Below are 21,199 nucleotides of genomic sequence, written 5' to 3' on the forward strand. Positions count from 1 at the left end.
CCAGAGACGCGTGAGGCACCATCAGTGACAACCATCACCCCGAAACCCGGGAACCAATCGGCCGACGGCGCCCAGGGCGGGCCCTCGCTTCGCGAGCGGCCCGCCGCGCCCGGTACGCTCACCGCCGTGCCCCACGCTGATCAGCCCAGAACCGCCCCGAAAGACGCCCCGGCAGCGCCGCCGGGAGCGCCCCGGCCCGTGTCCGCCCGCCCGACCCCTCTGGGCGAGCTGGCCACCCTGCTGGGTCTGCCCGATCCGGGCGCGACACCGGTCACCGGCATCACGCACGACTCCCGTGCCGTGCGCCCCGGCGATCTGTACGCCGCCCTGCCCGGTGCCCGGCTCCACGGCGCGGACTTCGCGACGCAGGCCGCCGCCCTCGGCGCGGCCGCCGTGCTGACCGATCCGGCCGGCGCCGACCGCGCCGCCGCGACCGGCCTGCCGGTGCTCACCGTCGCCGACCCGCGCGCCCGGATGGGCGAGCTCGCCGCCGAGATCTACGGCCGCCCCGGTGAGGGCCTGCTCCAGCTCGGCATCACCGGCACCTCGGGCAAGACCACCACCGCGTACCTCGTCGAGGGCGGACTGCGCGCCGCCGGACGCACGACCGGACTGGTCGGCACCGTCGAGATGCGCATCGGCGACGAGCGCATCAAGTCCGAGCGCACCACCCCCGAGGCCACCGACCTCCAGGCCCTGTTCGCCGTCATGCGCGAACGCGGCGTCGAGGCCGTGGCCATGGAGGTCTCCAGCCACGCCCTGGTGCTGGGCCGGGTCGACGGATGCGTCTTCGACGTCGCCGTCTTCAACAACCTGAGCCCGGAACACATGGAGTTCCACTCCGACATGGAGGACTACTTCCAGGCCAAGGCGCAGCTCTTCACCGAGCGCCGCGCCCGCCTCGGCGTGGTCAACGTCGACGACGAGTACGGCCGCCGCCTCGCGAAGGAGGCACCGATCCCGGTCGTCACCTTCTCCGCCGCCGGCGACCCGGCCGCCGACTGGCGCGCCGAGGACGTGGTCAGCGGCCCCATGGACTCCACCCTGACCCTGGTCGGGCCCGAAGGACAGCGCGTACGGGCCACCGCCCCGCTGGCCGGCCCGTTCAACGTCGCGAACACCGTCGCCGCGATCGTCACGCTCGCCGCCGCCGGGCTGGACCCCCAGACCGCCGCCGACGGCGTCGCCGCGGTCCCCGGCGTCCCCGGCCGCCTGGAGCGGGTCGACGCGGGACAGCCGTACCTGGCCGTCGTCGACTACGCCCACAAGACGGACGCCGTCGAGTCGGTGCTGCGCGCCCTGCGCGAGGTCACCACCGGCAAGCTGCACATCGTCCTCGGCTGCGGCGGCGACCGCGACACCACCAAGCGCGCCCCGATGGGCGCCGCGGCGGCCCGGTACGCCGACACCGCCGTCCTGACCTCCGACAACCCGCGCTCCGAGGACCCCCTCGCGATCCTCGCCGCGATGTTCGAGGGCGCCGTCTCCGTCCCCGCCGAGGAGCGCGCCACCGTCCTCGTCGACGCCGACCGGGCCGCGGCCATCGCCACCGCCGTCGCGCGCGCCGGGGCCGGGGACACGGTCCTCGTCGCGGGCAAGGGCCACGAGCAGGGCCAGGACACGGCGGGCGTCGTACGCCCCTTCGACGACCGCGCCGTGCTCCGCGCGGCCATCGAGACCCAGCAGCGCAGCGCCCGACAGGCCGAGGTGAACCAGTGATCGCCCTTTCCCTCGCCGAGATCGCCGACATCACCGGCGGGCGGCCCCACGACATACCGGATCCCTCGGTGCGGATCGGCGGCCCCGTCGTCATCGACTCCCGCCAGGTGGAGCCCGGGAGCCTGTTCGCCGCCTTCGAGGGCGAGCACGTCGACGGCCACGACTACGCCGAGCGCGCGGTCGCGGCCGGCGCCGCGGCCGTCCTCGCCGCCCGCCCGGTCGGCGTTCCGGCGATCGTGGTCCCCGACGTGGAGAAGGCCCTCGGCGCCCTCGCCCGCACCGTCGTCGAACGCCTCGGCACCGACGTGGTGGCGCTGACCGGTTCGGCCGGCAAGACGTCCACCAAGGACCTCATCGCGCAGGTGCTCCAGCACCACGCGCCCACGGTGTGGACGCCCGGATCCCTCAACAACGAGATCGGCCTTCCGCTCACGGCCCTGAAGGCCACCGCCGAAACCCGGCACCTGGTCCTGGAGATGGGCGCCCGCGGCATCGGCCACATCGCCTACCTGACCGGTCTGACCCCGCCGCGGATCGGCCTCGTCCTGAACGTCGGGACCGCCCACATCGGCGAGTTCGGCGGTCGCGAGGCCATCGCCCAGGCCAAGGGAGAGCTGGTCGAGGCCCTGCCGGCGGAAGCCGACGGCGGGGTGGCCGTCCTCAACGCCGACGACCTGCTGGTGCGGGCCATGTCCGCCCGCACCAAGGCCCGTACCGTCCTGTTCGGGGAGGCCGAGGACGCCGACGTACGGGCCACCGAGGTGCGGATGACACCCGCCGGACAGCCCTCCTTCACACTCCACACCCCGACCGGGTGCAGCGATGTGACCTTGCGGCTGTACGGTGAGCACCACGTGTCGAACGCGCTCGCCGCGGCCGCCGTCGCCCATGTCCTGGGCATGTCCGTCGAAGAGATCGCCACGGCGCTCTCCGCGGCGGGCACGCTGTCTCGGTGGCGGATGGAGGTCACCGAGCGCGCGGACGGCGTGACGATCGTCAACGACGCCTACAACGCGAATCCCGAGTCCATGCGGGCCGCCCTGCGCGCACTTGCCGCGATGGGCGACTCCGCCAGGGCGAGGGGGGGACGTACGTGGGCGGTGCTCGGCCCCATGGCCGAGCTCGGCGACGCTGCGCTGGCCGAACACGACGCGGTGGGACGGCTCGCCGTCCGGCTCAACGTGAGCAAGCTCGTGGCAGTCGGGGGCAGGGAAGCGTCCTGGCTGCAACTGGGCGCATATAACGAGGGTTCGTGGGGTGAGGAGTCGGTGCTCGTGTCCGACGCGCAGGCGGCGGTGGACCTGTTGCGCAGTGAACTGCGCCCGGGGGACGTCGTGCTGGTGAAGGCTTCCAGGTCGATCGGCCTGGAACGGGTCGCGCAGGCGCTGCTCGACAGCGAGGGCGAGGTCGCCGGCCGATGAGGCAGATCCTGTTCGCGGGTGTCATCGGTATGTTCCTCACCGTCATCGGCACCCCCCTCCTGATCAAGCTGCTGGCCCGCAAGGGCTACGGCCAGTTCATCCGCGACGACGGCCCCCGCGGCCACGCCGGGAAGAAGGGCACGCCCACCATGGGCGGCATCTCCTTCATCCTGGCGACGCTCATCGCGTACGCGGCCACGAAGGCCATCACGGGCGAATCGCCGAGCATGTCCGGTCTGCTCGTGCTCTTCCTGATGGCGGGCATGGGCCTGGTCGGCTACCTCGACGACTACATCAAGATCGTCAAGCGCCGTTCGCTCGGTCTGCGGGCCAAGGCCAAGATGGCCGGCCAGCTGATCGTCGGCATCGCCTTCGCGGTCCTCGCGCTGCAGTTCTCGGACTCGCGCGGACTCACCCCGGCCTCCACGAAGCTGTCGTTCGTCACGGACTTCGGCTGGTCGATCGGCCCCGTGCTGTTCGTGGTCTGGGCGCTGTTCATGATCCTGGCCATGTCCAACGGCGTGAACCTCACCGACGGTCTGGACGGCCTGGCCACCGGCGCCGCCGTGATGGTCTTCGGCGCCTACACCTTCATCGGCGTCTGGCAGTTCCAGGAGTCCTGCGTCAACGCGCAGACCCTGACCAACCCGAACGCCTGTTTCGAGGTGCGCGACCCGCTGGACCTCGCGGTCGTCGCCTCCGCCCTGATGGGAGCCTGCTTCGGCTTCCTGTGGTGGAACACCTCGCCCGCCAAGATCTTCATGGGTGACACCGGCTCGCTCGCCCTCGGCGGCGCACTCGCGGGCCTCGCCATCTGCTCCCGCACGGAGTTCCTGATGGCGCTCCTCGGCGGCCTCTTCGTGCTCATCACGATGTCGGTCGTCATCCAGGTCGGCTCCTTCAAGCTGACCGGAAAGCGCGTCTTCCGCATGGCCCCGCTCCAGCACCACTTCGAACTCAAGGGCTGGTCCGAAGTCCTCGTCGTGGTCCGCTTCTGGATCATCCAGGGCATGTGCGTGATCGTCGGTCTCGGTCTCTTCTACGCGGGATGGGCAGCAGACAAGTGACCTCCTGGCAGGACAGGAACATCACCGTCGCCGGCCTCGGCGTGAGCGGCGTCAGCGCCGCCCGCGCCCTGGCCGGCCTCGGCGCTTCGGTGACCGTCGTCGACGGCGGCGACAGCGAGGGCCACCGGGCGCGGGCCGCGGAGCTGGAGGCGGCGGGCATCTCCGTGCGCCTGGGCGACGCCGACACGCTCCCCGAGGGCACCGACCTCGTGGTCACCTCGCCCGGCTGGAAGCCCGGCAGCCCGCTCTTCGAGGCCGCCGGCAAGGCCGGGGTGGACGTCGTGGGCGACGTCGAGATCGCCTGGCTGCTGCGGGGCGAGAACGCCGCCCCCTGGCTCGCGATCACCGGCACCAACGGCAAGACCACCACCACCCAGATGCTCGCGTCGATCCTGCGCGCGGCCGGTCTGAAGACCGCGGCCGTCGGCAACATCGGCACCCCGATCATCGACGTGGTGACCGGCGACGAGACCTACGACGTCCTCGCCGTCGAGCTCTCCAGCTACCAGCTGCACTGGGCGCCCTCCGTGCGCGCCCACTCGGCGGCCGTCCTCAACCTGGCCCCGGACCACCTCGACTGGCACGGCTCGATGGACGCCTACGCCGCCGACAAGGGCCGCATCTACGAGGGCAACACGGTCGCCTGCGTCTACAACGTCGCCGACCCCGCCACCGAGGCCCTGGTCGTCGAGGCCGACGTCGAGGAGGGCTGCCGCGCCATCGGCTTCACCCTCGGCGCCCCCGGCCCCTCCATGCTCGGCGTGGTCGACGGGATCCTCGTGGACCGCGCCTTCGTCGAGAACCGGCAGAAGAACGCGCAGGAGCTCGCCGAGGTCAAGGACGTCAACCCGCCCGCCCCGCACAACATCGCCAACGCCCTCGCGGCGGCGGCCCTCGCCCGCGCCTTCGGCGTGGAACCGCGCGCGGTCCGCGACGGCCTGCGCGACTTCCGTCCCGACGCCCACCGCGTCTCGTACGTGGACGAGGTCGGCGGGGTCACGTACATCGACGACTCCAAGGCCACCAACACGCACGCCGCGGAGGCCTCCCTCGCGGCCTTCGAACCGGTCGTCTGGATCGCCGGGGGCCTCGCCAAGGGCGCGACCTTCGACGAGCTCGTCCAGAAGTCCGCCGACCGGCTGCGCGCGGTGGTGCTGATCGGCGCCGACCGGGCGCTGATCGCCGAGGCGCTGGCGCGACACGCCCCCGAGGTCCCGGTCGTCGACCTCGAACGGACCGACACTGGGGCGATGCTCGCAGCTGTCCGGGAGGCGGCCCGGCTCGCGAAGTCCGGCGACACGGTCCTGCTCGCTCCCGCGTGTGCCTCGATGGACATGTTCGCGAACTACAACAAGCGCGGGGACGCGTTCGCCGACGCCGTGCGCGAACTGGCCGCCGAGAGCGCCTAGGTCGATCCGGGGCAGGGATCCTGCCCGACCCGGCTGCTCGCCTCGTACGAGTGGAGGGGAAGATCACAGATGCCGGCCAAGCAGATGCTGCCGGGGCGGCGGCCCGCCGCCGTGAAGGCGCAGGGCCGCAAACGCCCCGCGGTCACCGCCCGGCGGCCCGCCCGCGGGCCGCTGCAGCGGCTGCGGCGCGCACAGCGGCAGTTGAGCAAGGCCTGGGACCGGCCGCTCACCGCGTATTACCTGATTTTCGGCAGCTCGCTGCTCCTCACCGGGCTCGGCCTGGTGATGGTCTACTCGGCCTCCATGATCAAGGCCCTCCAGCTGGGCCTGGGGGACGCCTACTTCTTCAAGAAGCAGTTCCTGGCCGCCCTGATCGGCGCGGTCCTGCTCTTCGCCGCCTCCCGGATGCCGGTCAAGCTGCACCGGGCCCTGTCCTACCCGGTGCTCGCCGGCACCCTGTTCCTGATGGTCCTGGTCCAGGTCCCCGGGATAGGGGTCTCGATCAACGGCAACCAGAATTGGATCTCCCTTGGCGGTCCGTTCATGCTCCAGCCCAGTGAGTTCGGCAAGCTGTCCCTGATCCTGTGGGGCGCCGACCTGCTGGCCCGCAAGGGGGACAAGGGGCTGCTGAGCCAGTGGAAGCACCTGCTGGTGCCGCTGGTCCCGGTGGCCTTCCTGCTGCTCGGGCTGATCATGCTGGGCGGCGACATGGGCACCGCGATGATCCTGGGCGCCGTCCTGTTCGGGCTGCTCTGGCTCGCCGGGGCGCCGACCCGGATGTTCGCCGGGGTCCTGCTCTTCGCGGGTGTGATCGTCGCACTGCTCATCAAGACCAGCCCGCACCGCATGGACCGGCTCGCCTGCCTCGGGGCGACGGATCCGGGCAAGAACGACCTTTGCTGGCAGGCCGTGCACGGGATCTACGCCCTGGCATCCGGAGGATGGTTCGGTTCCGGTCTGGGGGCGAGTGTGGAAAAATGGGGGCAACTGCCCGAAGCCCACACCGACTTCATCTTTGCCATCACGGGTGAGGAACTGGGGCTGGCGGGGACGCTGTCGGTGCTCGCCCTGTTCGCGGCTCTAGGCTATGCGGGTATCCGCGTGGCCGGACGCACGGAGGACTCCTTCGTACGGTATGCCGCGGGAGGCGTCACCACGTGGATCACGGCCCAGGCCGTGATCAACATCGGTGCGGTGCTCGGCCTGCTGCCGATCGCCGGTGTGCCCCTCCCGCTGTTCTCCTACGGAGGGTCGGCCCTGCTGCCGACCATGTTCGCGGTCGGACTGCTCATCGCCTTCGCGCGGGAGGAGCCGGCGGCGCGAGCGGCGCTCGCGATGCGCCAGCCGAGGTTCGGCCGGCAGCGGAGCGGGCCGATATGGAAGTCGATGAGACGGCGCGTCAAGAGGCGTCCGTCCGGAGAGCGGTGAATTTCGGTGCATGTCGTACTCGCCGGTGGGGGGACCGCCGGCCACATCGAGCCGGCGCTCGCCCTCGCGGACGCCCTGCGCAGGCAGGACCCGACCGTGGGCATCACCGCCCTCGGTACCGAACGCGGCCTTGAAACGCGGCTGGTCCCGGAGCGGGGCTACGAGCTGGGCCTGATCCCCGCCGTACCGCTGCCCCGCAAGCCCACCCCCGAGCTGATCACCGTCCCCGGGCGGCTCCGCGGCACCATCAAGGCCGCCGAGGAGATCCTGACCCGGACCAAGGCGGACTGCGTCGTCGGCTTCGGCGGCTACGTGGCCCTGCCCGGCTACCTGGCCGCCAAGCGGCTCGGGGTGCCGATCATCGTCCACGAGGCCAACGCCCGGCCCGGACTGGCCAACAAGATCGGCTCGCGCTACGCGCACGCCGTCGCGGTGTCCACCCCGGACAGCAAGCTGCGCGGCGCCCGCTACGTGGGCATCCCGCTGCGCCGGTCCATCTCCACCCTCGACCGGGCCGCCGTCCGCCCCGAGGCCCGCGCCGCCTTCGGGCTGGACCCCAACCTGCCGACGCTGCTGGTCTCCGGCGGCTCGCAGGGCGCCCGCCGCCTCAACGAGGTGATCCAGCAGGTCGCTCCGACCCTCCAGCGCTCCGGGATCCAGATCCTGCACGCGGTCGGCCCGAAGAACGAACTGCCGCGTGTCGACAACATGCCCGGGATGCCGCCGTACGTCCCGGTACCGTACGTGGACCGGATGGACCTCGCGTACGCCGCCGCCGACATGATGCTGTGCCGCGCGGGTGCGATGACCGTCGCCGAACTCTCCGCCGTCGGACTGCCGGCCGCCTACGTACCGCTGCCCATCGGCAACGGCGAACAGCGGCTCAACGCCCAGCCGGTGGTCAAGGCCGGCGGCGGCCTGCTCGTGGACGACGCGGAACTGACGCCCGACTGGGTGCTCGGCCAGGTCCTCCCGGTGCTGTCCGATCCGCACCGCCTCTACGAGATGTCCCGGGCCGCCGCCGAGTTCGGCCGCCGGGACGCCGACGAGCTGCTCGTCGGCCTGGTCTACGAGGCGGTCGCGGCCAACAGGGCCCGCTGAGGCGGGAAGCCAGACCCAGGAGGCACAGGAGTGGCCGGAGCGACGACGGCACAGCGCGGCACGTCCGACCGGTCGGGCCGGGGCGGGAAAAAGCGCCCGGGTCCGTCCAAGCCGCCCAAGCCGCCCAAGTCGTCGAAGGGGTCCGGCCCCCGGGGACCCGGTGGCGCGCGAGCGCGCCGGGTCCCCGTCCTGGCCTCCCTCGCCGCCGCCGCGCTCCTCGCCGGGGGCGGCACCTGGGCGCTCTACGGCTCCTCCTGGCTCCGCGTCGAGCGGGTCACGGCCTCCGGCACCGAGGTGCTCACCCCCGAACAGGTCCTCACGGCCGCGGCCGTGCCCGTCGGCGCGCCCCTCGTCAGCGTGGACACGGACGAGATCGCGAGCCGTCTGCGCGGGCGGCTGCCCCGTATCGATTCGGTCGACGTGGTGCGGTCCTGGCCGCACGGAATCGGGCTGAAAGTGACGGAACGCAAACCCGTCCTGCTCATCAAGAAGGAAGCGGAGTTCGTCGAAGTGGACGCGACCGGTGTGCGATTCGACACGGTCGGACGCGCGCCCGCAGGTGTTCCGGTGCTGGAATTGGCCGCGGAGCACTCGCCGAGCGCCCGCCGCTTCGACGAGCAGCGGCTCCTGCGGGAGGCGGTGGGCATCGCCGGGAGCCTGCCCGCCGCGATCGCGAAAGAGACTTTGCAGGTCAAGGTGCGGTCGTACGATTCGGTGCTGCTCCAGCTGACCAAGGGGCGCACGGTCGTGTGGGGGAGCGGGGAACTGGGCGAGGCGAAGGGCCGCGCGCTGACCGCTCTGCTGAAAGCCGCGCCCAAGGCCGACCACTTCGACGTGAGCGTCCCCACCGCACCTGCGGTGTCCGGGAGTTGACGTCCGGTCGAACAGCGAAGCACCCTGGTTGGCCACCGATACGGGTGATCACATAGGGTGAAAAGAAAAACGGGAGGTTCGGCGTGTTCGTTGAACCCGCGCTACTTGTCGACTTAGTGTCCTGTTCGGAAGAGTCCAGAGAACAGACACACCCCTAACCCTAAACTTCAGGGTTAGGGTTCGGGTCGGCGCGTACGAACCGTCCCAATTTCGGCATCAGTCGTCGCACCGCAGACCCGCGAAGCGGCGACACGTAATCGAGGCGAGAGGCCTTCGACGTGGCAGCACCGCAGAACTACCTCGCAGTCATCAAGGTCATCGGTGTCGGCGGCGGTGGTGTCAATGCCATCAACCGAATGATCGAGGTCGGTCTCAAGGGTGTCGAGTTCATCGCCATCAACACGGACGCCCAGGCGCTGTTGATGAGCGACGCCGACGTCAAGCTCGACGTCGGCCGTGAACTCACCCGAGGCCTCGGCGCCGGAGCCAACCCGGCCGTCGGCCGCAAGGCGGCAGAGGACCACCGTGAGGAGATCGAGGAGGTCCTCAAGGGGGCCGACATGGTCTTCGTCACCGCCGGCGAGGGCGGCGGCACCGGCACCGGCGGCGCACCCGTCGTGGCCAACATCGCGCGCTCGCTGGGCGCCCTGACGATCGGTGTGGTCACCCGGCCGTTCACCTTCGAGGGCCGGCGCCGCGCGAACCAGGCGGAGGACGGCATCGCCGAGCTCCGCGAAGAGGTCGACACCCTCATCGTCATCCCCAACGACCGCCTGCTGTCCATCTCGGACCGCCAGGTCAGCGTCCTGGACGCCTTCAAGTCGGCCGACCAGGTCCTGCTCTCCGGCGTCCAGGGCATCACCGACCTCATCACCACCCCGGGCCTGATCAACCTGGACTTCGCGGACGTCAAGTCCGTGATGTCCGAGGCCGGCTCCGCGCTGATGGGCATCGGCTCGGCCCGCGGCGACGACCGCGCCGTGGCCGCCGCCGAGATGGCGATCTCCTCGCCGCTGCTGGAGGCCTCCATCGACGGGGCGCGGGGCGTCCTGCTCTCCATCTCCGGCGGCTCGGACCTGGGTCTCTTCGAGATCAACGAGGCCGCGCAGCTGGTGAGCGAGGCCGCGCACCCCGAGGCGAACATCATCTTCGGCGCCGTCATCGACGACGCTCTGGGCGACGAGGTACGGGTCACCGTCATCGCGGCCGGGTTCGACGGCGGACAGCCCCCGGCCCGCCGCGACAACGTCATCGGCGCCGCGTCCACCAAGCGCGAGGAGCCGGCCCCCGCGCCGGTGCGCGCCCCGGAGCCGGTCCGCCCGGCCTTCGGCGGACTCGGCACGGTCACCCCGCGCGAGGAGCCCCCGGCACCGGTGGAGATCCCCGTCGAGCCGGCGCCCGCGCCGCAGGTGCCGACGGCCCGGCCGTACCAGGACAGCCCGGCCGAAGAGCTGGATGTTCCGGACTTCTTGAAGTGACACTGGGGCAGCATCACGAGAGCGGCGCCCACTTCGCCTTCACCGACCGGTGGGGCGGGGTGAGCGCCGTTCCGTACGAGGAGCTCAATCTCGGCGGCGCGGTCGGAGACGACCCGGCCGCCGTTCGCGCGAACCGGGCCGCCGCGGCGACGGAGCTGGGCATCGATGCGGCCCGCGTCGTGTGGATGAACCAGGTGCACGGGCGGGACGTGGCGGTGGTGGACGGCCCCTGGCCGGACGGCGAGCCGGTCCCCTCGGTGGACGCGGTGGTGACCGCCCGTCGGGGGCTCGCCCTCGCCGTGCTCACCGCCGACTGCACCCCCGTGCTGCTGGCCGACCCCGTCGCCGGGGTCGTCGGCGCCGCCCACGCGGGGCGGCCCGGGCTGGTCGCCGGGGTGGTGCCGGCCGCGGTCGAGGCGATGACGGCCCTGGGCGCGGACCCCGCGCGCATGGTCGCCCGTACCGGACCGGCCGTCTGCGGGCGGTGCTACGAAGTGCCCGCCGAGATGCGGGAGGCGGTCGCCGCCGTGGTTCCGGCCGCGTGGGCCGAGACCAGCTGGGGGACTCCGGCGGTGGACGTGGTCGCCGGGGTGCACGCGCAGCTGGCGGAGGCGGGGGTGGCGTACCGCCACCGTTCCGCGGTCTGCACACTGGAGTCGCGGGACCACTTCTCGTACCGCCGCGACCGGGTGACCGGGCGGCTTGCCGGATATGTGTGGTTGGAACGGATTGATGACAGACCGTAAGTCGGAACTCGCGGAGAACCTCGCGCGGGTGGAGGAGCGCATCGCGTCCGCCTGCGCGGCCGCGGGCCGGGGGCGGGACGAGGTGACCCTCATCGTGGTCACCAAGACGTACCCGGCGAGCGACGTACGACTGCTGACGGAGCTGGGTGTCCGTCATGTTGCGGAAAACCGGGACCAGGACGCCGCGCCCAAGGCCGCGGCCTGCGCGGATCTGCCGCTGAACTGGCATTTCGTGGGTCAGTTGCAGACGAACAAAGTCCGTTCCGTGGCGGGATACGCGCATGTCGTGCAGTCGGTCGACCGGCCGAAGCTCGTCACGGCACTGTCGGCGGCCGCGCAGGCGCAGGGACGCGAACTCGGCTGTCTGGTGCAGATCGCGCTCGACGCCGAGTCGGGGGAGCGCGGCGCCCGCGGAGGCGCGGCGCCGGACCTGCTCCCGGAGTTGGCGGACCTCGTGGCCGCCGCGCCGGGACTGCGGATCGACGGTCTGATGACCGTGGCCCCGCTGGCCGGCCCTTACGCGGGGCGCGAACGGGCGGCCTTCGAGCGGCTGGTGGAATTGTCATCCGGCCTGCGCGCGGACCATCCGGCTGCCACGATGGTGTCGGCCGGAATGAGCGCCGACCTGGAACAGGCCGTGCTGGCGGGTGCGACACATGTACGCGTCGGCACTGCGGTACTCGGCGCGAGACCCCGGCTCGGGTAACGTCGCGAAGAAAGTCGGACCACAGCAGAAAATATGGTCATTTCCGCAGATGAGCGGACAGACCAAGTGGATCGCGGGCAGTTGGTGACTTTGGTGACACAGCTACTTTGCTGACGGACACAGCGACACCTGCGACAGGGCGATCCACCACAGAGCGGAGGACTCGGAGAATGGCCGGCGCGATGCGCAAGATGGCGGTCTACCTCGGCCTCGTGGAGGACGACCGGTACGACAACCCGGGGTACGACCCCGATGACGAGTTCGAGCCCGAGCCGGAGCCGGAGCGCGCGCGGGACCGGGATCGCCGACAGCAGCCCGTGCACCAATCGCCCGTACCGGACGAACCGGTACGAGTCGTACAGCCTCCGGCGCCGCGGGAACCCCTCCCAATTCCGTCAGAAAACGGACGTCCCGCGCGAATTGCCCCCGTGGCATCCATCACACCTGACCGCACCAACCTGGAGAAGAACGCCCCCGTGATCATGCCCAAGGTCGTCTCCGAGCGGGAGCCGTACCGCATCACGACGCTGCACCCCCGGACCTACAACGAGGCCCGTACCATCGGGGAACACTTCCGTGAGGGCACTCCGGTGATCATGAATCTCACGGAGATGGACGACACGGACGCGAAGCGTCTCGTCGACTTCGCCGCCGGCCTCGTCTTCGGTCTGCACGGCAGTATTGAACGCGTGACACAGAAGGTGTTCCTGCTGTCGCCTGCTAACGTCGATGTCACGGCGGAGGACAAGGCCCGCATCGCGGAGGGCGGGTTCTTCAACCAAAGCTAGACCGATCCGTCAGACACGGGACCGGGAACAGAGCGAGAACGGGGAGAGGGAAGCGCGGGATGGGCGTCGCACTGCAAGTGGTCTACATCGCGCTGATGTGCTTCCTCATCGTGCTGATCTTCCGACTGGTCATGGACTACGTGTTCCAGTTCGCACGTTCATGGACACCCGGCAAGGCGATGGTGGTCGTTCTGGAGGCCACCTACACTGTCACCGATCCACCGCTCAAGCTTCTCCGGCGATTCATCCCGCCGTTGCGTCTCGGGGGCGTGGCACTCGACCTGTCCTTCTTCGTTCTGATGATCATCGTTTACATCCTCATCAGTTTCGTGAGCACCGCTGCGAGAAGCGTGTGAACGATGTGCTTCCCCGCGGGCGCGGGGACAGTCCCGATACGGTCTTGCCGACTGCCGACGACTACGTAGAGGTGAAGAAGACATGCCGCTGACCCCCGAGGACGTGCGGAACAAGCAGTTCACGACCGTCCGCCTCCGAGAAGGCTATGACGAGGACGAGGTCGATGCCTTCCTCGACGAGGTCGAGTCCGAACTGACGCGCCTGCTGCGCGAGAACGAGGACCTGCGCGCCAAGCTGGCCGCCGCGACGCGTGCCGCCGCGCAGAACCAGCAGCAGCAGAACATGCGCAAGCCGGAGCCCCAGGACCAGCGAGGCCCGGGCGCCCCCGTGCCCGCGGCCATATCCGGCCCGCCGCAGCAGCAGCAGCCGCAGATGGGCCCGCCGCAGCTTCCCGGCGGCCAGCCGCAGCTGCCGGCCGGTCCCGGTGGACACGGACCGCAGGGTCCGGGCCCGATGGGCAACCCCATGCAGCAGCAGTCCATGGGTGGCCAGCACCCCATGGCGCCGCAGCAGCAGATGGGCCAGCCCCCCATGCAGCAGCAGTCCATGGGTGGCCAGAACCCGCTCGGCCAGCCGATGGGCCAGCAGATGCAGCCGATGGGGCAGCAGATGCAGCCCATGGGTCAGCAGATGCAGCAGATGCAGCAGCCGCCGCAGCTCCCGCAGCAGGGCCCCGGTGGCGACAGCGCCGCCCGCGTCCTGTCGCTCGCGCAGCAGACCGCCGACCAGGCGATCGCGGAGGCCCGCTCCGAAGCCAACAAGATCGTCGGCGAGGCCCGTTCGCGCGCCGAGGGCCTGGAGCGGGACGCCCGCGCCAAGGCCGACGCGCTGGAGCGGGACGCGCAGGAGAAGCACCGCGTCGCGATGGGTTCCCTGGAGTCCGCCCGCGCCACCCTGGAGCGCAAGGTCGAGGACCTGCGGGGCTTCGAGCGCGAGTACCGTACGCGTCTGAAGTCCTACCTTGAGTCGCAGCTGCGCCAGCTGGAGACCCAGGCCGACGACTCCCTGGCCCCGCCGCGCACCCCGGCCGGTCCGGCGCTGCCGCCGTCGCCTTCGCCGTCGATGGCTCCGGCCGGTGCGATGGGCCACTCCATGGGCAACCCGTCCATGGGTGCTCCGTCCCCCATGGGCGGTCCCTCCCCGATGGGTGGTGGCCCGTCCTACGGCGGCCAGCAGCAGATGTCCCCGGCGATGACGCAGCCGATGGCTCCGGTGCGGCCGGCTGCGCCGCAGCCGATGCAGCAGGCGCCGTCTCCCATGCGGGGCTTCCTGATCGACGAGGACGACAACTAGGCGCCGCCGTTCGTCGTCGGCAGCCTTACGGGCCGGGCCCGGGTTCCCATCGGAACCCGGGCCCGGCCCGTTCCGCGTCCCGGCGCCGCTGCCGCTGCCGCTGCGCGGGCTTCCTCCCCGCCCCACCCTTCCACCGTTCCCGCCTCAGTCGCCGGCGGGGCTGGATGCTCCAGCCCCGCCGGCGATTGAGGCGCGGGCGCGGAGCGCCGTGTAGTGGGCCGCGCCCCGCGATCGAGGCGGGTAACGGAAAACGAAACGGCCCGCACCCCCCCCGGAGGGGAAGGGTGCGGGCCGTCGGGTCCGGTTACGCCTTGCGGAGGCGGAACGTCAGGGACAGGGGCTCGTCCGTGAAGGGCTCGCCGTACGCCGCGTCCCCCTCGCCGGAGGCGAAGTCCGTGGCGAGGACCTCGTCCGCGATCAGGGCCGCGTGGTCCGTCAGGGCCGTGACGACCTCCGGCTCGGTGGCCGACCACCGCAGGGCGATCCGGTCCGCCACGTCGAGGCCGGAGTTCTTGCGGGCCTCCTGGATCAGGCGGATCGCGTCACGGGCCAGGCCCGCCAGCTTCAGCTCCGGCGTGATCTCCAGGTCCAGGGCGACCGTCGCGCCGGAGTCGGAGGCCACCGACCAGCCCTCGCGCGGGGTCTCCGTGATGATGACCTCCTCCGGGGTGAGGGCGACGGACTCGCCGTTCACCTCGACCTCGGCGGAGCCGGCCCGCAGGGCCAGCGACAGCGCCGCCGCGTCGGCCGCGGCCACCGCCTTCGCCACGTCCTGCACGCCCTTGCCGAAGCGCTTGCCCAGCGCCCGGAAGTTCGCCTTCGCCGTGGTGTCCACCAGGGACCCGCCGACCTCCGAGAGGGAGGCCAGGGAGGAGACGTTCAGCTCCTCCGTGATCTGGGCCTGGAGCTCCGGCGACAGCGCGTCGAAGCCCACCGCGCCGACCAGCGCCCGCGACAGCGGCTGGCGGGTCTTGACGCCCGACTCGGCGCGCGTGGCCCGGCCCAGCTCCACCAGACGGCGGACCAGCAGCATCTGCTGGGACAGGACCGGGTCGATCGCCGAGGCGTCCGCGGCCGGCCAGCCGGACAGGTGCACCGACTCCGGGGCCTCCGGGGTGACCGGGACGATCATGTCCTGCCAGACCCGCTCCGTGATGAAGGGGGTCAGCGGGGCCATCAGGCGGGTCACCGTCTCGACGACCTCGTGCAGGGTGCGCAGGGCACCCTTGTCGCCCTGCCAGAAGCGGCGGCGCGAGCGGCGCACGTACCAGTTCGAGAGGTCGTCGACGAAGGCGGAGAGGAGCTTGCCGGCGCGCTGGGTGTCGTACGCCTCCATCGCCTCGGTGACGTCGGTGACCAGGGTGTGGAGCTCGGAGAGCAGCCAGCGGTCCAGGACCGTGCGGTCGGCCGGGGCCGGGTCCGCGGCCGAGGGCGCCCAGTTCGACGTACGGGCGTACAGCGCCTGGAAGGCGACCGTGTTCCAGTACGTGAGCAGGGTCTTGCGGACGACCTCCTGGATCGTGCCGTGGCCGACGCGCCGCGCCGCCCACGGGGAGCCGCCGGCCGCCATGAACCAGCGCACCGCGTCGGCGCCGTGCTGGTCCATGAGCGGGATCGGCTGGAGGATGTTGCCCAGGTGCTTGGACATCTTGCGGCCGTCCTCGGCGAGGATGTGGCCCAGGCAGACCACGTTCTCGTAGGAGGACTTGTCGAAGACGAGGGTGCCGACCGCCATCAGCGTGTAGAACCAGCCGCGGGTCTGGTCGATGGCCTCCGAGATGAACTGCGCCGGGTAGCGCTTCTCGAAGATCTCCTTGTTCTTGTACGGGTAGCCCCACTGCGCGAACGGCATCGAGCCCGAGTCGTACCAGGCGTCGATGACCTCGGGGACGCGGACGGCCTCCAGGGAGCAGCCCTCGGCCGTGCAGGTGAAGGTGACGTCGTCGATGTACGGGCGGTGCGGGTCCAGGGCCGAGTGGTCCTGCCCGGACAGCTCGGACAGCTCGGCGCGGGAGCCGACGCAGGTGAGGTGGTTCTCCTCGCAGCGCCAGATCGGCAGCGGGGTGCCCCAGTAGCGGTTGCGGGACAGCGCCCAGTCGATGTTGTTGTTCAGCCAGTCGCCGAAGCGGCCCTGCTTGACCGAGTCCGGGAACCAGTTCGTCTTCTCGTTCTCCCGCAGCATCGCGTCCTTGACGGCGGTGGTGCGGATGTACCAGGACGGCTGCGCGTAGTAGAGCAGGGCCGTGTGGCAGCGCCAGCAGTGCGGGTAGCTGTGCTCGTAGGCGATGTGCTTGAAGAGCAGGCCGCGCGCGTCGAGGTCGGCGGTGAGCTTCTCGTCGGCCTTCTTGAAGAAGACGCCGCCGACCAGCGGGACCTCCTCCTCGAAGGTGCCGTCGGGGCGGACCGGGTTCACGACCGGCAGGCCGTACGCGCGGCAGACCGCGAGGTCGTCGGCGCCGAAGGCGGGGGACTGGTGGACCAGACCGGTGCCGTCCTCGGTCGTGACGTACTCGGCGTTCACGACGTAGTGGGCGGGCTCCGGGAAGTCGACGAGCTCGAAGGGGCGCTGGTACGTCCAGCGCTCCATCTCCTTGCCGGTGAAGGTCTGGCCGGTGGCCTCCCAGCCCTCGCCGAGGGACTTCTCCAGCAGCGGCTGGGCGACGACCAGCTTCTCGGTGCCGTCCGTGGCGACCACGTACGTGACCTCGGGGTGGGCGGCGACCGCGGTGTTGGAGACCAGGGTCCAGGGGGTCGTCGTCCAGACCAGCAGCGCCGCCTCGCCCGCGAGCGGGCCGGAGGTCAGCGGGAAGCGGACGTAGACCGAGGGGTCCACGACCGTCTCGTAGCCCTGCGCCAGCTCGTGGTCGGAGAGGCCGGTGCCGCAGCGCGGGCACCAGGGGGCGACGCGGTGGTCCTGGGTGAGCAGGCCCTTGTTGAAGATCTCCTTCAGCGACCACCACACGGACTCGACGTACTCGGGGTCCATGGTCCGGTAGGCGTCGTCCAGGTCGACCCAGTAGCCCATCCGGGTCGTGAGCTCGGCGAACGCGTCGGTGTGGCGGGTCACGGACTCGCGGCACTTGGCGTTGAACTCGGCGATGCCGTAGGCCTCGATGTCCTGCTTGCCGTTGAAGCCGAGTTCCTTCTCGACGGCGAGCTCGACGGGCAGCCCGTGGCAGTCCCAGCCGGCCTTGCGGGCCACGTGGTAGCCGCGCATGGTGCGGAACCGGGGGAAGACGTCCTTGAAGACGCGGGCCTCGATGTGGTGTGCGCCGGGCATGCCGTTCGCGGTCGGCGGGCCCTCGTAGAAGACCCACTCGGGGCGTCCCTCGGACTGCTCCAGGGTCTTGGCGAAGGTCTTGCTCTCGCGCCAGAAGTCGAGGACGGCGTGCTCAAGGGCAGGCAGGTCGACCTGGGCGGGTACCGGGCGGTACTGCGGCGGTGTGGTCATGAGGCTGAACTCTTCCTCCGGCGGGGTGTCAATTCCGTCCGGAGGGACGAGAGCACTGGTGCTCCCGCGGTACCACCCTCCTTGGCCCCCGGACAGGTCCGGCGGCCCCCTCATTGGGGTGCGAAGCCGGTTCTACTCGCCCCACGGGGATCCGTACGGGCTTTCTTCCGGCGGCTCCGGGGTGATCCTTCGCATCGCGCTCGCCCCCGGGCTCTCACCGTCCCCGGGTCGCTCCTGGCTGCGTCCGACGCTACTCGTCCCCATCCATGCCTCTCGCTGCGCCCAGTGTAAGGGCCGGGGCCCGGGTCGGCAGACCGGTTATCGCCGAGCCCGCGGCGTGACCCGGACGGGCTGATCGGCCGGTACGGGATCCGGCGGGGCGGGCGGGGCGGATTACCGGGCTTCCCGCTGGGCACAACGGATGCAGGTTGACCTCGATGGACGCGTGCCCCGTTGCCGTGCGGCCGGCGCCGATTTATCGTTCCGGCACGATCCGCGAACAAGATCACAGTATGTGAAAAGGGGCCGCGGCCATGGTGGCGAAGAAGACGGCGGCGGCGAAGACCGCCGTGAAGAAGGCCGCCGCGAAGAAGACCGCGGCGGCGAAGAAGGCCCCGGCGAAGACGGCCGACGCCACGGCGCAGAAGGCGGCCGCGAAGAGCACCACGGGCAAGGCGGCGGCCACCCCGGCCGCAGCCGAGGGGGCGGCCCCGGCCGCGCGGAAGACGGGAGCTCGGAAAGTGGTTGCCAAGAAGACTGCGGGTACGGCCAGGAAGACGGCCGCTGCGGCCACCAGCGGGCTCCCCAAGGCGCGGGCCACGGCGGCCACCACGCCCGGCGAGCTCGCCGTACGCCCCGGCGAGGACCCCTGGACCGAGCAGGAGGTCGAGGAGGCCCGTACGGAGCTGGTCTCGGAGATCCTGCGGCTGCGCACCGAGCTCGACGCCTCCGAGGTGGCCATCACGGGCCTGATGCGGGACTCGGGGGACGGCGCGGGCGACGACCAGGCCGACACCGGGACCAAGAACATCACCCGGGAGTCCGAGCTGGCCCTCGCCGCGAACGCCACCTCGATGCTGGAGCAGACCGAGCGGGCCCTGGAACGCCTGGAGGCGGGCACGTACGGGCTCTGCGAGAACTGCGGGCAGCCCATCGGCAAGGCGCGGATGCAGGCCTTCCCGCGGGCCACCCTGTGCGTGGACTGCAAGCAGAAGCAGGAGCGGAGGCACTAGGCACGAGGTGCGTCCCCTGACGTACTCTCGTGTCTCGTCGGGATCGAGCTAGTCGAGGGACTCACGTGGCAGAGGCGGAGCGCATCATCGGTACGCCGGAGGTCGGGGACGACGCCGAGCCGCAGCCGGGTCCGGACGCGCCCAGGGGGCGCCGGCGGATCACGGCGCTGCTCGTCGTCGCGGTGCTCGCGTACCTGGTCGACCTCGGCAGCAAGATGCTGGTCGTGGCCCGGCTGGAGCACCAGCCCCCGATCCGGGTCCTCGGCGACCTGCTGCAGTTCAACGCGATCCGCAACCCCGGCGCCGCCTTCGGCTTCGGCGAGGCGTTCACGATCATCTTCACCTGCATCGCGGCGACCGTGATCGTGGTGATCGTCCGGCTGGCCCGCAAGCTGTACAGCCTGCCGTGGGCGATCGCCCTCGGTCTGCTGCTGGGCGGCGCGCTGGGCAACCTCACCGACCGGATCTTCCGTTCGCCGGGCGTGTTCCGCGGCGCGGTCGTCGACTTCATCGCCCCCGCCCACTTCGCCGTCTTCAACCTCGCGGACTCGGCGATCGTGTGCGGCGGCATCCTGATCGTCCTGCTGTCCTTCAAGGGCCTGGACCCGGACGGCACCGTGCACAAGGACTGATCCGCGGGCCCGTCGCGGGCCGATCGCGCGCTGGTCCCGGGCCGATCGCGGGAATGGTCCTCTGCCGAGTCCTGCATACTCGACAGGTGAGTACGATTCCCGAGATCCGCACCCTGCCCGTTCCCGATGGCCTCGAAGGCGAGCGCGTCGACGCCGCCATCGCCCGTATGTTCGGTTTCTCCCGGACGAAGGCGGCCGAGCTGGCGTCGGAGGGGAAGGTCTCGGTCGACGGCAGCGTCGTCGGCAAGTCCGAGCGCGTGCACGGCGGCGCCTGGCTCGAAGTCGAGATGCCCGCCCCGCCGCGCCCGGTCGAGCTCGTCGCCGAACCCGTGCCCGGCATGGAGATCGTCCACGACGACGACGACATCGTCGTGATCATGAAGCCGGTCGGCGTCGCCGCGCACCCGAGCCCCGGCTGGACCGGCACCACCGTCATCGGCGGCCTCGCCGCCGCCGGCTACCGGATCTCCACCTCCGGCGCGTCCGAGCGGCAGGGCATCGTCCACCGCCTCGACGTCGGCACCTCCGGCCTGATGGCCGTCGCCAAGTCCGAGCGCGCGTACACCTCGCTGAAGAACCAGTTCCGCGAGCGGGTCGTCGACAAGCGCTACCACGCGCTGGTGCAGGGGCACCCGGACCCGATGAGCGGCACCATCGACGCGCCGATCGGGCGCCACCCCAGCGCCGACTACAAGTGGGCGGTGACCCAGGACGGCAAGGCCTCCGTCACCCACTACGACCTGATCGAGGCGTTCCGCGCCGCGTCGCTGCTGGACATCAAGCTGGAGACGGGCCGCACGCACCAGATCCGCGTGCACATGTCCGCCCACCGCCACCCCTGCGTCGGCGACCTGACCTACGGCGCCGACCCGACCGTCGCCAAGCGGCTCGGGCTGACCCGGCAGTGGCTGCACGCCGTGCGGCTCGGCTTCGAACACCCGTCCGACGGGCAGTGGGTCGAGTTCGAGAGCGGCTACCCGGCCGACCTCCAGCACGCGCTGGATGTGATCCGGGCCGAGAGCCAGTGACGTCCGTCTCGGTGCGGGTGGCCTCCTCGGAGGCCGACCTGGCCGCCTGCTACGCGGTGCGGACCGACGTGTTCGTGGTCGAGCAGTCCGTGCCGGAGTCGATCGAGTACGACACGTACGACGCGGTCGCCGTGCACGTGCTGGCCGTGGGCCCGGACGGCGAGGCCCTGGGTACCGGACGCCTGCTGCACGGCCCCGAGGCCCTCGCCAAGACCGGCTCGCCGGAGGTCGGCTCGCTGGGGCGCCTCGCCGTACGGAAGTCCGCGCGCGGGCTGGGAGTCGGGGTCGCGCTGGTCCGGGCGATCGAGGCGGAGGCGGCCGGTCTGGGCCTGACGGCGGTCGACCTCGGTGCGCAGACGCATGCGCTGGGGTTCTACGAGCGGCTCGGCTACGTGGCCTACGGCCCGGAGTTCCAGGACGCGGGCATCCCGCACCGCTCGATGCGGCGTCCTCTGGCGTAGCCCCGGGGG

At 71.3% G+C, this 21,199-nt stretch carries 18 protein-coding genes; 17 read left to right on the top strand and 1 reads right to left on the bottom strand.

The annotated features are described in order from the left end of the window. Positions 1-24: 24 nt before the first annotated feature. The 13 genes from SLAV_RS26750 to SLAV_RS26810 all read left to right on the top strand — a co-directional run bounded on the left by SLAV_RS26750 (position 25) and on the right by SLAV_RS26810 (position 14,386). Positions 25-1,719 carry a UDP-N-acetylmuramoyl-L-alanyl-D-glutamate--2,6-diaminopimelate ligase gene (locus SLAV_RS26750; protein ID WP_030228016.1) on the top strand — a complete coding sequence of 565 codons (1,695 nt, stop codon included), beginning with the start codon at positions 25-27 and terminating at the stop codon, positions 1,717-1,719. After that, positions 1,716-3,140 (top strand): UDP-N-acetylmuramoyl-tripeptide--D-alanyl-D-alanine ligase, encoded by a 1,425-nt coding sequence (locus SLAV_RS26755; protein WP_030228017.1) that lies wholly within the window; start codon positions 1,716-1,718, stop codon positions 3,138-3,140. Before SLAV_RS26750 ends, SLAV_RS26755 begins: the two co-directional genes overlap by 4 nt. Then, positions 3,137-4,207: a phospho-N-acetylmuramoyl-pentapeptide-transferase gene (mraY, locus tag SLAV_RS26760; RefSeq protein ID WP_030228019.1), complete on the top strand. Its 1,071-nt coding sequence runs from the start codon at positions 3,137-3,139 to the stop codon at positions 4,205-4,207. Before SLAV_RS26755 ends, mraY begins: the two co-directional genes overlap by 4 nt. Next, on the top strand, positions 4,189-5,616 hold the full coding sequence (gene murD, locus SLAV_RS26765; RefSeq protein ID WP_030228022.1) for a UDP-N-acetylmuramoyl-L-alanine--D-glutamate ligase: 1,428 nt from the start codon (positions 4,189-4,191) through the stop codon (positions 5,614-5,616). Before mraY ends, murD begins: the two co-directional genes overlap by 19 nt. A gap of 69 nt (positions 5,617-5,685) precedes the next feature. Next, positions 5,686-7,044 carry a putative lipid II flippase FtsW gene (gene ftsW, locus SLAV_RS26770; RefSeq protein ID WP_030228024.1) on the top strand — a complete coding sequence of 453 codons (1,359 nt, stop codon included), beginning with the start codon at positions 5,686-5,688 and terminating at the stop codon, positions 7,042-7,044. Positions 7,045-7,050: 6 nt separating this feature from the next. Next, complete coding sequence (murG, locus tag SLAV_RS26775; protein WP_030228027.1) at positions 7,051-8,145, top strand: undecaprenyldiphospho-muramoylpentapeptide beta-N-acetylglucosaminyltransferase; 1,095 nt, start codon at positions 7,051-7,053, stop codon at positions 8,143-8,145. A 30-nt stretch (positions 8,146-8,175) separates the two neighbouring features. Then, positions 8,176-9,018, top strand: coding sequence for a cell division protein FtsQ/DivIB (locus SLAV_RS26780; RefSeq protein ID WP_030228030.1), 843 nt, complete (start codon positions 8,176-8,178; stop codon positions 9,016-9,018). A 278-nt stretch (positions 9,019-9,296) separates the two neighbouring features. Next, the gene (gene ftsZ, locus SLAV_RS26785) at positions 9,297-10,496 is read left to right on the top strand and encodes a cell division protein FtsZ (RefSeq protein ID WP_030228033.1); all 1,200 of its coding nucleotides are present in this window, start codon (positions 9,297-9,299) and stop codon (positions 10,494-10,496) included. Further along, a complete protein-coding gene (pgeF, locus tag SLAV_RS26790) occupies positions 10,493-11,242 on the top strand; it encodes a peptidoglycan editing factor PgeF (RefSeq protein ID WP_030228036.1) in 750 nt (249 codons plus the stop codon). The genes ftsZ and pgeF overlap by 4 nt, the downstream gene beginning before the upstream one ends. Next, a complete protein-coding gene (locus SLAV_RS26795; RefSeq protein ID WP_030228040.1) occupies positions 11,229-11,948 on the top strand; it encodes a YggS family pyridoxal phosphate-dependent enzyme in 720 nt (239 codons plus the stop codon). The genes pgeF and SLAV_RS26795 overlap by 14 nt, the downstream gene beginning before the upstream one ends. Before the next feature lie 170 nt (positions 11,949-12,118). Beyond that, a complete protein-coding gene (locus tag SLAV_RS26800; protein ID WP_030228043.1) occupies positions 12,119-12,736 on the top strand; it encodes a cell division protein SepF in 618 nt (205 codons plus the stop codon). A gap of 59 nt (positions 12,737-12,795) precedes the next feature. Further along, positions 12,796-13,092: a YggT family protein gene (locus tag SLAV_RS26805; RefSeq protein WP_030155988.1), complete on the top strand. Its 297-nt coding sequence runs from the start codon at positions 12,796-12,798 to the stop codon at positions 13,090-13,092. An 82-nt stretch (positions 13,093-13,174) separates the two neighbouring features. Then, positions 13,175-14,386: a DivIVA domain-containing protein gene (locus SLAV_RS26810; RefSeq protein WP_030228046.1), complete on the top strand. Its 1,212-nt coding sequence runs from the start codon at positions 13,175-13,177 to the stop codon at positions 14,384-14,386. A 304-nt stretch (positions 14,387-14,690) separates the two neighbouring features. Here SLAV_RS26810 and ileS read toward each other — a convergent pair whose 3' ends face one another. Beyond that, complete coding sequence (ileS, locus tag SLAV_RS26815; protein ID WP_030228048.1) at positions 14,691-17,837, bottom strand: isoleucine--tRNA ligase; 3,147 nt, start codon at positions 17,835-17,837, stop codon at positions 14,691-14,693. Between the two features lie 533 nt (positions 17,838-18,370). Between ileS and SLAV_RS26825 the strand changes: the two genes are divergently transcribed. The 4 genes from SLAV_RS26825 (at position 18,371) to SLAV_RS26840 (ending at position 21,190) form a co-directional block, all read left to right on the top strand. Continuing rightward, positions 18,371-19,069 (top strand): TraR/DksA family transcriptional regulator, encoded by a 699-nt coding sequence (locus tag SLAV_RS26825; RefSeq protein WP_030228050.1) that lies wholly within the window; start codon positions 18,371-18,373, stop codon positions 19,067-19,069. A 65-nt stretch (positions 19,070-19,134) separates the two neighbouring features. Next, positions 19,135-19,701, top strand: a complete 567-nt coding sequence (gene lspA / locus SLAV_RS26830) for a signal peptidase II (protein WP_030228053.1) — start codon at positions 19,135-19,137, stop codon at positions 19,699-19,701. A gap of 86 nt (positions 19,702-19,787) precedes the next feature. Beyond that, on the top strand, positions 19,788-20,729 hold the full coding sequence (locus SLAV_RS26835; RefSeq protein ID WP_030228056.1) for an RluA family pseudouridine synthase: 942 nt from the start codon (positions 19,788-19,790) through the stop codon (positions 20,727-20,729). Next, positions 20,726-21,190 (top strand): GNAT family N-acetyltransferase, encoded by a 465-nt coding sequence (locus SLAV_RS26840; RefSeq protein WP_030228059.1) that lies wholly within the window; start codon positions 20,726-20,728, stop codon positions 21,188-21,190. The genes SLAV_RS26835 and SLAV_RS26840 overlap by 4 nt, the downstream gene beginning before the upstream one ends. Positions 21,191-21,199: the final 9 nt, after the last annotated feature.

It is taken from the genome of Streptomyces lavendulae subsp. lavendulae, from assembly GCF_002803845.1.
Taxonomy (GTDB): Bacteria; Actinomycetota; Actinomycetes; order Streptomycetales; family Streptomycetaceae; genus Streptomyces; species Streptomyces lavendulae.